The sequence below is a fragment of the Janthinobacterium sp. NFX145 genome, from assembly GCF_049810325.1.
In the GTDB taxonomy this organism is placed as follows: domain Bacteria; phylum Pseudomonadota; class Gammaproteobacteria; order Burkholderiales; family Burkholderiaceae_D; genus Janthinobacterium; species Janthinobacterium rivuli.
Genome location: NZ_CP187360.1, coordinates 5,268,095 through 5,281,351, shown reverse-complemented (window position 1 = coordinate 5,281,351; position 13,257 = coordinate 5,268,095). Strand labels below are relative to the sequence as shown.

Here is a 13,257-nt window from a genome sequence, read left to right as displayed (position 1 = left end):
ATCGGTTTGCCGTAAAAGGTGAATCGATGGGTAATGATTGTATGTATCAACAAACAAGCAACAACGTTGTACTTTCTTATCCCTGTAGCGCTCTTTGGTCACCTCGGTGAGCAGAGGCTAACGTTATAGGGACAAGCGAATAAGTGCACATGGTGGATGCCTTGGCGATTACAGGCGATGAAGGACGTAGTAGCTTGCGATAAGCTGCGGGGAGTGAGCAAACACACTTTGATCCGCAGATTTCCGAATGGGGCAACCCACCCTTTTAGGGTATTGCATACTGAATACATAGGTATGCAAGGCGAACGCGGCGAACTGAAACATCTAAGTAGCTGCAGGAAAAGAAATCAACCGAGATTCCCAAAGTAGCGGCGAGCGAAATGGGAAGAGCCTGTACGTGATAGTCGGACTGATAGAAGAATCCTCTGGAAATAGGAACCGTAGCGGGTGATAGTCCCGTATTCGAAATCAGACCGGTGATACTAAGCGTACGACAAGTAGGGCGGGACACGTGACATCCTGTCTGAATATGGGGGGACCATCCTCCAAGGCTAAATACTCGTAATCGACCGATAGTGAACCAGTACCGTGAGGGAAAGGCGAAAAGAACCCCGGAAGGGGAGTGAAATAGATCCTGAAACCGTGTGCATACAAACAGTAGGAGCGGACTTGTTCCGTGACTGCGTACCTTTTGTATAATGGGTCAGCGACTTACATTCAGTGGCAAGGTTAACCGCATAGGGAAGCCGTAGAGAAATCGAGTCCGAATAGGGCGATCAGTCGCTGGGTGTAGACCCGAAACCAAGTGATCTACTCATGGCCAGGATGAAGGTGCGGTAACACGCCCTGGAGGTCCGAACCCACTAATGTTGAAAAATTAGGGGATGAGCTGTGGGTAGGGGTGAAAGGCTAAACAAACTTGGAAATAGCTGGTTCTCTCCGAAAACTATTTAGGTAGTGCCTCAAGTATCACCATCGGGGGTAGAGCACTGTTATGGCTAGGGGGTCATTGCGACTTACCAAACCATTGCAAACTCCGAATACCGATGAGTGCGAGCTTGGGAGACAGACGTCGGGTGCTAACGTCCGGCGTCAAGAGGGAAACAACCCAGACCGCCAGCTAAGGTCCCAAAGATTGGCTAAGTGGAAAACGAAGTGGGAAGGCTAAAACAGTCAGGATGTTGGCTTAGAAGCAGCCATCATTTAAAGAAAGCGTAATAGCTCACTGATCGAGTCGTCCTGCGCGGAAGATGTAACGGGGCTAAGCCAGTCACCGAAGCTGCGGATATTGTTCTGTGATTTATCACAGATATATATGGTAGGAGAGCGTTCTGTAAGCCTGCGAAGGTGTCTTGTAAAGGATGCTGGAGGTATCAGAAGTGCGAATGCTGACATGAGTAGCGATAATGGGGGTGAAAAGCCTCCACGCCGTAAGCCCAAGGTTTCCTGTTCAACGTTCATCGGAGCAGGGTGAGTCGGCCCCTAAGGCGAGGCAGAGATGCGTAGCTGATGGGAAGCAGGTTAATATTCCTGCACCGTCGTATGATGCGATGGGGGGACGGATCGCGGAAGGTTGTCTGACTGTTGGAATAGTCAGTTTCTGTCTCATAGAAGGCGCTTAGGCAAATCCGGGCGCGGAATTCAAGGGGATGGGACGAGTGCACTTGTGCACGAAGCAATCGGAAGTGGTTCCAAGAAAAGCCTCTAAGCTTCAGTCATACGAGACCGTACCGCAAACCGACACAGGTGGGCGAGATGAGTATTCTAAGGCGCTTGAGAGAACTCGGGAGAAGGAACTCGGCAAATTGGTACCGTAACTTCGGGAAAAGGTACGCCCCGGTAGCTTGATTGGTTTACTCCATGAGGGTGAAAGGGTTGCAATAAACTGGTGGCTGCGACTGTTTAATAAAAACACAGCACTCTGCAAACACGAAAGTGGACGTATAGGGTGTGACGCCTGCCCGGTGCTGGAAGATTAAATGATGGGGTGCAAGCTCTTGATTGAAGTCCCAGTAAACGGCGGCCGTAACTATAACGGTCCTAAGGTAGCGAAATTCCTTGTCGGGTAAGTTCCGACCTGCACGAATGGCGTAACGATGGCCACACTGTCTCCTCCCGAGACTCAGCGAAGTTGAAATGTTTGTGATGATGCAATCTACCCGCGGCTAGACGGAAAGACCCCATGAACCTTTACTGTAGCTTTGCATTGGACTTTGAACCAATCTGTGTAGGATAGGTGGGAGGCTTTGAAGCGGGGACGCTAGTTCTCGTGGAGCCAACCTTGAAATACCACCCTGGTTTGTTTGAGGTTCTAACCTTGGTCCGTTATCCGGATCGGGGACAGTGCATGGTAGGCAGTTTGACTGGGGCGGTCTCCTCCTAAAGTGTAACGGAGGAGTTCGAAGGTACGCTAGATACGGTCGGACATCGTGTTGATAGTGCAATGGCATAAGCGTGCTTAACTGCGAGACTGACAAGTCGAGCAGGTACGAAAGTAGGACATAGTGATCCGGTGGTTCTGTATGGAAGGGCCATCGCTCAACGGATAAAAGGTACTCTGGGGATAACAGGCTGATTCCTCCCAAGAGTTCATATCGACGGGGGAGTTTGGCACCTCGATGTCGGCTCATCACATCCTGGGGCTGTAGCCGGTCCCAAGGGTATGGCTGTTCGCCATTTAAAGTGGTACGTGAGCTGGGTTTAAAACGTCGTGAGACAGTTTGGTCCCTATCTGCCGTGGGCGTTGGAAATTTGAAGGGGGCTGCTCCTAGTACGAGAGGACCGGAGTGGACGAACCTCTGGTGTACCGGTTGTCACGCCAGTGGCATTGCCGGGTAGCTAAGTTCGGAAGAGATAACCGCTGAAAGCATCTAAGCGGGAAACTTGCCTTGAGATGAGATTTCCCAGAGCCTTGAGCTCTTTGAAGGGTCGTTCGAGACCAGGACGTTGATAGGCTGGGTGTGGAAGTGCAGTAATGCATTAAGCTAACCAGTACTAATTGCCCGTACGGCTTGTCCCTATAACCTTAGCAGGTACAGAGGATAAGACGGTACAACGTTGCGTGTGTGTTGATACTACCAGTCATTACCCTAATCTTTGCTTCTTCCAGATTCAGGCTTTGTCGCTCCATCGAGGACAAATGCCAGTACAAGTTATGCCTGATGACCATAGCAAGTTGGTCCCACCCCTTCCCATCCCGAACAGGACCGTGAAACAACTTTGCGCCGATGATAGTGCTGCAACCAGTGTGAAAGTAGGTTATCGTCAGGCTTGTTATTCGTAGTAGAAGAAAACCCCGTCAAGAAATTGATGGGGTTTTTTTACGTCTGGTGGTTTTGTTTGACGCTGGTGGTGCTTGTCGGCTTACGCGCTGCGCGCTAAGCCGACCTACGGTCATGTAAAGTCCGGTAGGTCGGATTAGCGTAGCGTAATCCGACAACATTGTTGGCCTCGTGGCATCAGCTACCGCGGTAAGTAGAATACGACCAGGGCGACACCACCAGCGGCACGTGGTAATTCTCATCCGTATGCGCAATACCGAAGGCCAGGGTGACCAGGTCAATGAAGCGGGGCGATGGCAGTTCTAAGCCCTGGGCGGCGAAATAGTCGCCTGCATTGAACACCAGTTCATACTGGCCCGCTTTCATACTGTCGCCTTCCAGTAATGGCGTGCTGCAGCGGCCGTCGCTATTGGTCATATCCATCTTCAATAGCACTTTTCCTTCCGGCGCAACTGAAAACAAGGCCACTTTGACGCCGGCTCCCGGCCTGCCGTGGGCGATATCGAGTACATGCGTGCTGAGTTTTCCCATTTGCTATCCTGTATATAGGGTGAGTGAATGTGCTTATCGTGCAAATCATATACCGGTGACTGCGCCTGGCTATATGATTGGGCATATAGCCAACATTGTCCTCCTATAGGCGCGCCTCCGCATGAACAATTACGAAGATTATCCACGCGACTTGATCGGCTATGGCCGCACGCCACCCCATCCGCAATGGCCGGGCAAGGCCCGCATCGCGCTGCAATTCGTCCTCAATTACGAGGAGGGGGCGGAAAACAGCGTGCTGCATGGCGATCCCGCATCGGAAACGTTTTTATCGGAGATGATCGGTGCGGCCGCCTTTCCCGCGCGCCACCTGAGCATGGAGTCGATTTATGAATACGGTTCGCGCGCCGGGCTGTGGCGCTTGCTGCGCATGTTCGAGGAGCGGCGCCTGCCGCTGACGGTCTTCGGCGTATCGATGGCCTTGAAACGCAATCCGGAGGCGGTGGCCGCCTTCCAGCAATTGGGGCATGAAATCGCCTGCCACGGCTTGCGCTGGATTTCCTACCAAAACATGGACGAGGCGACGGAACGCGAACACATGCGCGAAGCTGTGCAGATCATTCGCGAATTGACGGGTTCCGCTCCGCAAGGCTGGTATACCGGGCGCGATTCGCCGAATACGCGCAAACTGGTGGTCGAGCATGGCGGTTTCCGCTATGACGCTGATTATTACGGAGACGACCTGCCATTCTGGGACAAGGTGGCGTACACGGATGCCGCCGGCATGCCGGCCGTGCAGCCGCAACTGATCGTGCCCTATACCCTGGATACGAACGACATGCGCTTTGCCGCCATGCAGGGCTTTAATTCGGGCACGCAGTTTTTTGATTACTTGAAGGATGCCTTCGATGTGTTGTACGCGGAAGGCGATCCGAACGGCTTGAATCAGCCGAAGATGTTGTCGGTAGGCTTGCATTGCCGCCTGGTGGGACGGCCTGGACGGGCCGCGGCGCTGGCGCGCTTCCTCGACTATGTGCAGGGCCATGAGCAGGTATGGATCACGCGCCGCATCGATATCGCCGAACACTGGCATGCGACGCATCCATTCCAGGACTGAGTTCTATTGAGATAAGATGATAAGTAAAATCAGTCTTTGCATATAGTTGTCTCATATGCCGGTGTTAATCTCCTATACTGGGACTATACCGAGGCCAGCATGTCAGAACCGATCCGCTTTTACTATCGTGGTGCCGTACAGGAAGTACGTGACGCCGCCCTTACGCAGACTGTGTTGCAGCACCTGCGCGAGGACTTGCATTGCACGGGCACCAAGGAAGGCTGCGCCGAGGGCGATTGCGGCGCCTGCACGGTGGTCATTGGCAGCCTGGTCGATGGCCAGGTCGAGATGAAGGCTGTCAACGCCTGCATCCAGCTCACGCCCACCCTCGATGGCAAGGCCCTGTTTTCCGTGGAAGACTTGCAGCAACCCGACGGCGCCTTGCACCCGGTGCAACAGGCGATGGTCGAGTGCCACGGTTCCCAGTGCGGTTTTTGCACCCCCGGCTTTGTCATGTCCTTGTGGGGCATGTATCTGAAAAAAAACGGCGAGACGCCCACGCGTTGCGAAATCGACGACAGCCTGTCGGGCAATCTGTGCCGTTGCACCGGCTACCGGCCCATCATCGATGCAGCCAGGCGCATGGGCGAACTGCCGCATGTTGCGTTCGATCACGATGCGTTGGGAGTGCAATTGCAGGCGCTGCAGCGCGGCAGCCTGAGCACCTATGAACATGGCGGCCAGTACTTCCACGCGCCGCGCACCATTGAGGAACTGGTGGCGCTGCGCACGGAAAAGCCGCAAGCCTGTCTGCTTGCCGGCTCCACCGATATCGGCTTGTGGGTGACCAAGCAATTGCGCGACTTGGGCGACATCATTTATCTCGGCAACGTCGCCGCGCTGAAAAGCATCGCCGTGGACGATGGCAAGCTGCACATCGGCGCCGGTGCCAGCCTCAACGATGCCTATGCGGCGCTGTGCCAGCATTATCCTGATGAGCTGTCGGAACTGTGGCAACGCTTTGCCTCCTTGCCAATCCGCAACGCGGGTACCCTGGGCGGCAATGTGGCGAATGGCTCGCCCATCGGCGACTCGATGCCATGGCTGATTGCGCTGGGCAGCGAGATCGTGTTGCACGGTCCAAGTGGCCAGCGGATCATGCCGCTGGAAAACTTCTATCTGGCTTACCAAAAGAAAGATTTGCAACCCGGAGAATTCGTCGAAGCCGTGCGCGTGCCCTTGCCGCGTGCCGACGTGCATTTCCGCACGTATAAACTGGCGAAACGCTTTGACCAGGATATTTCGGCCGTGTGCGCCGCGTTTGCCTTTGAACTCGATGGCGAGCGCATCGTCGATGCGCGCATCGCCTTTGGCGGCATGGCGGGCACGCCGCAGCGCGCCGCGCAAACGGAAGCGTTTTTGCGCGGACAGGCGTGGACGGAAGACAATCTGCTCATCGCCATGCGCTTGCTGGCCGACGATTACGCGCCCCTGTCCGACATGCGCGCGTCGAATACCTACCGCATGACGACGGCGCAAAACCTGTTGCGCCGCTTCTGGCTGGAAACACGCCCCGGTGCGCCTTTGCAACGCGCCGCCGTCAACGCCTACGCTTGCCGCGCCTGAAAGGACCAGCATGAACCATCCTGCCACGCCCGAATTGCAAGCAGCCACCTGGGCCGCCGTGGGCAAGCCCAGCCCGCATGAATCGGCGCAATTGCATGTGCTGGGGCAAGCGACGTACACGGACGATATCGCCGAATTGCAAGGCACCTTGCATGCGGCACTGGGCCTGTCGCAAAAGCCCCATGCGCGCATCACGGCCATGGATTTGTCGGCCGTGCGCGCTGCTGCCGGTGTTGTCGCCGTCTACACGGCGCAGGACATTCCCGGCACCAATGATTGTGGCCCCATCATCCATGACGACCCGATCCTGGCTGCGGAACTGGTGCAATACGTGGGCCAGCCCATCTTCATCGTGGTGGCCAATACGCATGACCATGCGCGCCGCGCCGCCCGCCTGGCGCAGGTATCGTACGAGGAATTGCCCGCGATCATGACGCCGCAAGCGGCCAAGGCCGCGCAATCGTATGTGCTGCCGCCGATGCAGCTGACGCGCGGCAATTACCAGGCAGCGTTCGAGGGCGCGCCGCACGTGGTCAAGGGGCAGTTGTATGTAGGCGGGCAGGAACAGTTTTATCTGGAAGGACAGATTTCCTACGCGATTCCGAAAGAAGCGCAGGGCATGCTGGTGCTGTGTTCGACCCAGCATCCGAGCGAAATGCAGCACGTGGTGGCGCATGCGCTGGGCGTGCATTCGCACAACATCACCGTCGAATGCCGGCGCATGGGTGGCGGTTTTGGCGGCAAGGAATCGCAGTCGGCCCTGTGGGCGGCGGCCGCGTCGATCGCGGCGGCGAAACTGAAGCGTCCCGTGAAATTGCGCGCCGACCGCGACGACGACATGCTGGTGACGGGCAAGCGCCACTGTTTCTACTATGAATACGAGGTGGGCTACGACGACGATGGCCGTATCCTCGCCGCCAAGGTCGACATGACCACGCGCGCCGGCTACTCGGCCGACTTGTCCGGCCCCGTCGCCACGCGCGCCGTCTGCCACTTCGACAACACCTATTATTTGTCCGACGTGGACATCCGCGCCGCCTGCGGCAAGACGAACACGCAGTCGAACACGGCTTTCCGCGGCTTTGGCGGGCCGCAGGGCGCCATTGCCATCGAGTACGTGATCGATGAAATCGCCCGCCACTTGCAACGCGATGCGCTCGATATCCGCCTGCTCAATTTCTACGGCCGCAACGATGTAGAAGGACGCAACGTCACGCCGTATGGCCAGAAAATCGTCGACAACGTGATCCATGAACTCGTTGCCGAACTGGAAGAGAGCAGCGATTACCGGGCGCGCCGCCGCGCCATCGATGCGTTCAACGAGGCCAGTCCCGTGTTGAAGAAGGGCCTGGCATTCACGCCCTTGAAATTCGGCATCGCCTTCAACGTCACGCATCTGAACCAGGCGGGCGCGCTCGTGCACGTGTACGTGGATGGCTCCGTGCTGGTCAACCATGGCGGCACGGAAATGGGGCAGGGCATCAATACCAAGGTCATGCAAGTCGTGGCGCACGAGCTGGGTCTGGACCTGGACAAAGTACGGGCCACTGCCACCGATACCAGCAAGGTGGCGAACACGTCGGCCACGGCGGCGTCCACCGGCGCCGATCTGAACGGCAAGGCGGCGCAGGATGCGGCGCGCCAGATCCGTGAACGCCTGGCCGATTACGCGGTCAAACTGTATGGCGGCGAGGCAGCTTGCGTGCGCTTCTTCGATAACCATCTCCACGTGAATGGTCACGTCGTTGCGTTTGCCGAACTGGTGCAGAAGGCGTATCTGGCTCGTGTGCAACTGTGGTCGGACGGTTTTTATGCCACGCCCGGCTTGTCGTGGGATGCAAAGACGATGACGGGGCATCCGTTTTCGTATTATGCGTATGGCGCGGCTGTGGCCGAAGTGGTGGTCGATACCCTGACCGGTGAATGGAAGTTGCTGCGCGCCGATGCCTTGTACGATGCGGGCCAGTCGCTCAATCCCGCGATTGATCTGGGTCAAGTGGAAGGCGCATTTATCCAGGGCATGGGCTGGCTGACGACGGAGCAGCTGTGGTGGAATGCGGCGGGCAAGCTGATGACGCACGCGCCATCGACGTATAAAATTCCCGGCATTTCCGATTGCCCGGAAGACTTCCGTGTGAACCTGTTCCAGAACCGCAATGTGGAAGACAGCATCCACCGTTCGAAAGCCGTGGGCGAGCCACCGCTGTTGCTGCCGTTTTCCGTGTTCTTTGCCATCCGCGACGCCATTTCCAGCGTGGGCCATCATGCCGTGCAGCCACCGTTGAATGCGCCTGCCACCAGCGAGGAAATCCTCAAGGCGATCATGGCCGTGCAAGCGGCGCATGCCGGCGCCTAGGAGACGCGGATGAGCGACTGGCTGACAGCAATCGAGAATGACACGCGGGCATCCGTGCTGGTGACGGTCGCCCTGGTGGAAGGTTCCGGACCGCGCGAGGCGGGTGCGAAGATGCGCGTCACGCTCGATGGTCAAATGGACACTATCGGTGGCGGCCACCTGGAATTGCGCGCCGTGGAAATCGCCAAGACCATGCTGGCGACGGCAGATACCCATGCGCGGCTCGAACGTTTCGCGCTGGGCCCCAGTCTGGGGCAATGCTGCGGTGGCGTCGTTCACCTGGCTTTTGAATATGTCGATGCCAGCCTGCATGCATTGCTGGCCGCCTTGCGCGAACGCCGTCAGCAAGACAGCTGGCGTTTGACGGCGCTCGACGGCGAGAGCGCGTCCGTTCTGTTCGATGCCGCCGGCAGCTTGATCGTCGGCATGCCAGGCCAGGCACCCGACACGTTTTCCCGCGAGCGCGCAACCCATGTCGCTCAGGATGGCAAGGGCCGGCGCTGGCTGGTCGATCCTTGCCTGGCGCCGCGCGCGCACCTGACCTTGTTCGGCGCCGGCCACGTGGGCGCCGCCATCGTGCGGGCGCTGGCCCACTTGCCCTGCACTATCACCTGGGTCGATGAACGCGAAGACATGTTTCCCGCGCAACTACCCGATAATGTGCGCATCGCCGCCACCGATACGCCCGAGGAGTTTGTCGCCATGGCGCCGCCGGGCGGCAGTTTTCTTGTCATGACGCATAGCCATGCGCTGGATCAACGCTTGACGCAAGCCATCATGGAGCGCGAGGATGTGGGTTGGTTCGGCTTGATCGGTTCGCACACGAAACGCAAGCAGTTCGAGCACCGCCTGCAGGCGCGCGGCGTGCCCGCTGAGCGCATCGCCGCGATGGTGTGCCCGATCGGCATGCCTGGCATCCGCAACAAGGCGCCGGCCGTGATCGCCGCATCCGTTGCCTGTCAATTACTGATGGTGTGGGAGGAAGCGGCTGCGGCCGCCCTCGCCGCACCGCTGCGGCTGGCCTCTGCCAGCGCGCCACTGCGGCGGCAACTACGCGCCGCCATTCACCCGTTATAGAAAGAAGTCATGCCGATTGTTCCTGCCACATTGCAAGCTTACCGTGCCAGCTTGCTGCACTTCCACGCCGATCCCGCCTTTAGCGAGGAGGCGCACGCCTGGCATGCGGACGGCTTGCTGATCGTGGCCGATGGCAAGGTAGTGGCCGCCGGCGATTATGCGCAACTGCAGCCGACTTTGCCGCCCGGCACGCAGATCGTCGATTACCGGGGCAAGCTGATCGTGCCCGGTTTCATCGATACCCATCTGCACTTCCCGCAGACGGAAATGATTGCCTCGCCGGCGCCGGGCCTGCTGCCTTGGCTCGAAACGTACACCTTCCCCACCGAGCGCGCGTTTGAAGACCCTGCCCATGCGCGCAACGTCGCCGAGTTTTTCCTCGATGAACTGCTGCGCTGCGGCACCACCACGGCGATGGTGTATGGCAGCGTGCATCCGCAATCGGTCGATGCATTCTTTGGCGCCAGCGAGGCGCGCGGCTTGCGCATGGTGGCGGGCAAAGTCATGATGGACCGCAACTGTCCCGAGTTCCTGCGCGACACGGCCGAGTCGGGCGCGCGCGACAGCGAGGCGCTGATCCAGCGCTGGCACAAGCACGGCCGCTCGCTGTATGCGATCACGCCGCGTTTCGTGCCGACCTCGACGAATGAACAGATGCATCTGGTAGGCGAGCTGGCGCGCGCCTACCCGGATACCTATTTGCAGACGCATGTATCGGAAAACGAGGATGAATGCCGCTGGGTGCGCGAACTGCACCCGCAGGCGCGCAGCTACCTCGATGTGTATGACCAGTACGGGATGCTGCGCCCGCGCGCCATGTTTGGCCACTGCATCTGGCTCGACGAGCGCGACCGCGCGCGCATGGCGGAAACGTCTTCGGCGGCCGCCATTTGTCCTACGTCTAACCTGTTTCTCGGTAGCGGCCTGTTCGATTTCGAGCGGGCCGATGCGGCGAAAGTGCTGCTGTCGCTGGCGACGGATGTGGGCGGCGGCACCTCGTTCTCGATGTTGCAAACCATGAACGAAGCCTATAAAGTAGCACGCTTGAAAGGCAGCTATCTGCCCGCCTTGCGCATGTTTTACCTGGCGACCCTGGGCGCCGCGCGCGCCATGCAACTGGAAGGCACGCTGGGCAATTTCAAGGCTGGCACGGAAGCGGATTTTATTGTGCTCGACAAGCAATCGACGCCGCTGCTCGAGCGCCGCACGGCTGGCTGTCAAAGCCTGGAGGAATTGCTGTTTGCCTTTGCGCTGCTGGGCGACGACCGCGCCGTGGCCGCCACCTATTCAGGCGGGCAATGCGTGCATGTGCGGGGCAGGGCTGACCTACCCGTTGTTCCATACGATTTATCCTGAGCGAGAACGCGAATGCACAAGAAACTCACTGGCCTGGCGCTTGGCGCCGCGCTGGCATTGACCGGAACGGCGCAGGCCGCCCCGTCTTCCAACGAAGCGGCCACCGCGCGCCATTTTACCGCCCTGGTCTCGGGCACCCAGCCGAAGACAGCCGAGTTGAGCCTGTTCTTTTCCATGATGCCCAAGGGCGGTGATCTGCATCATCATTACTCGGGCGCCATTTACGCCGAGCAATTCCTTGACTGGGTCGACAAGGAAAACTATTGCGTCAACAAGACGACCTATCGCATCGAAAGCAACAAGGACGTCGTGGCGGCCGAGCGCGCCAAGCCGGCCTTGCAGCGTGGCTGCCTGTCGTCCACGGAAGTGTTTGCCGATGCGGGCCTGTATGCGGAATTACTGCAGCGCTGGTCGACCAAGGATTTCTATAACCACGGCGCCATCCAGACGCCGCCGGACCGCACTTTTTTTGACACCTTCGGCTACTTCGGCCCCGTCGCGTCGAGCAACACGGCCGATGGCCTGAAAACCCTGAAGCAGCGCGCCATCGCGGAAAACCTCAGCTATATCGAGACGATTTTCGAACTGTCGCCATTCGTGCAAAGCACGCAGTTCGACCAGCAAGTGCTGGCGCCGGGCTTGCAGCCGGCGGCGTTACAAGCCGTGCTGGCCAACTGGACTCAAAACCTGGAGCAAGACGCCAGCTTCCAGAAAAGCATCACCGCCTACAACGACAACGTCAACGCCAGCAGCGCCGGCATTGACGATGCGAACTTCACCATGCGCTACCAGGCGTATGTGCTGCGTTTCCTGTCGCCATCGCAAGTGTTCTCGTCCATGGTGGCCGCGTTCAAGGCAGCGAGCCTGAATCCGCTGCTGGTGGGCGTGAACATCGTGGGCCAGGAAAGCGTGAACGTATCAATGCGCGACTACAGCCTGCACATGGAAATGTTCAAATTCCTCAAGGCCAAGTATCCAAACGTCAAGATCGCCCTGCACGCGGGCGAACTGGCGCTGGGCATGGTGCCGCCGGAAGGCATGACGTTCCATATCGCCGAAGCCGTCGATGTGGCGGGCGCCGACCGTATCGGCCACGGCATGGATATCGCGTACGAAAACAATGCGCTGGCGACCATGCAGAAAATGCGCGAGCGCGGCATTCCCGTGGAAGTGAACCTGACCAGCAACGATTACATTCTTGGTATCAAGGGGCAGGCACATCCGATCACCCTGTACCGCAAGTATGGCGTGCCCTTCGTCATTTCCACCGATGACGCGGGCGTTTCGCGCAATACCTTGTCGAATGAATACGTGCTGTTTGCCAGCCAGTACAAGACCGATTATGCGGAAATCAAAAAGCTGTCCTACAACAGCCTGCGTTATTCGTTTTTGGCGGAAGCGGACAAGCAACGCTTGCTGAAAGCACTCGATGCCCGTTTCACCCGTTTTGAAGCCTTGATCGCAAATAGTGATCGCAAAGCAACTGTTGTAAAACCGTAAAAGTATTTCACCTCTCCTGCCTGCTACGCGACCGCAACTAGCGGTCGCGTAAGCTCCTGATCTTCATAGTTACAAAACCCTCCTTTTATCGTTTTTGTTGTGTCTTTACGACAAAAAATGATGCGCTGGTAGTGCTTTCTTGCAATTATTTTCTGAAACAATTTCCAAGTGTTGCCGCTCATCTATAATTTCGCCCCGATGAGGTGAGCTTGCTCGGTTGATACAAAAAATGCGGCTTCCAGCGGTGATTTATATTTTTTATATATAAATTATTAAAAAAAAACGTATTTGTCAGCCTACAGACCTTAATGCATAGTTGGACGGCGAAGAGTTGAATAAGTCATTTTTGCTATCGCTTTTGTGACAATTCAGGATGTCTAGCGGCTCCTGTCACATTGCGGTCATATCCGTGTAACGGATTTGAAATATTCGATCTTTATACTGCCGTGTCTAGTTGGATAGTTTCCGTGTTTCACCACAATATAAGCAAGTCAAAATCTTGTAAGTTACAACAC

The 13,257-nt window shown here is 57.5% G+C and carries 7 protein-coding genes and 2 rRNA genes; 8 read left to right on the top strand and 1 reads right to left on the bottom strand.

Features of this window, described 5'->3' with window-relative positions; translation table 11 throughout:
• Positions 1–129: 129 nt before the first annotated feature.
• Both ACPJXG_RS23565 and rrf read left to right on the top strand, forming a co-directional pair.
• Positions 130–3,019, top strand: a 23S ribosomal RNA gene (locus ACPJXG_RS23565).
• 138 nt (positions 3,020–3,157) lie between these two features.
• A 5S ribosomal RNA gene (gene rrf, locus ACPJXG_RS23560) occupies positions 3,158–3,270 on the top strand.
• A 188-nt stretch (positions 3,271–3,458) separates the two neighbouring features.
• Here rrf and uraH read toward each other — a convergent pair.
• A complete protein-coding gene (uraH, locus tag ACPJXG_RS23555; protein ID WP_425252503.1) occupies positions 3,459–3,812 on the bottom strand; it encodes a hydroxyisourate hydrolase in 354 nt (117 codons plus the stop codon).
• Between the two features lie 121 nt (positions 3,813–3,933).
• Between uraH and puuE the strand changes: the two genes are divergently transcribed.
• The 6 genes from puuE (at position 3,934) to ACPJXG_RS23525 (ending at position 12,742) form a co-directional block, all read left to right on the top strand.
• Positions 3,934–4,887, top strand: a complete 954-nt coding sequence (gene puuE, locus ACPJXG_RS23550) for an allantoinase PuuE (RefSeq protein ID WP_176390535.1) — start codon at positions 3,934–3,936, stop codon at positions 4,885–4,887.
• Between the two features lie 99 nt (positions 4,888–4,986).
• Positions 4,987–6,453, top strand: a complete 1,467-nt coding sequence (xdhA, locus tag ACPJXG_RS23545; RefSeq protein ID WP_425252502.1) for a xanthine dehydrogenase small subunit — start codon at positions 4,987–4,989, stop codon at positions 6,451–6,453.
• A 10-nt stretch (positions 6,454–6,463) separates the two neighbouring features.
• Complete coding sequence (xdhB, locus tag ACPJXG_RS23540; RefSeq protein ID WP_425252501.1) at positions 6,464–8,809, top strand: xanthine dehydrogenase molybdopterin binding subunit; 2,346 nt, start codon at positions 6,464–6,466, stop codon at positions 8,807–8,809.
• A 9-nt stretch (positions 8,810–8,818) separates the two neighbouring features.
• Positions 8,819–9,886 carry a xanthine dehydrogenase accessory protein XdhC gene (gene xdhC / locus ACPJXG_RS23535; protein WP_425252500.1) on the top strand — a complete coding sequence of 356 codons (1,068 nt, stop codon included), beginning with the start codon at positions 8,819–8,821 and terminating at the stop codon, positions 9,884–9,886.
• A 9-nt stretch (positions 9,887–9,895) separates the two neighbouring features.
• A complete protein-coding gene (gene guaD / locus ACPJXG_RS23530; RefSeq protein WP_425252499.1) occupies positions 9,896–11,242 on the top strand; it encodes a guanine deaminase in 1,347 nt (448 codons plus the stop codon).
• Between the two features lie 12 nt (positions 11,243–11,254).
• Complete coding sequence (locus ACPJXG_RS23525; protein WP_099400708.1) at positions 11,255–12,742, top strand: adenosine deaminase family protein; 1,488 nt, start codon at positions 11,255–11,257, stop codon at positions 12,740–12,742.
• The last annotated feature ends 515 nt before the right edge of the window (positions 12,743–13,257 follow it).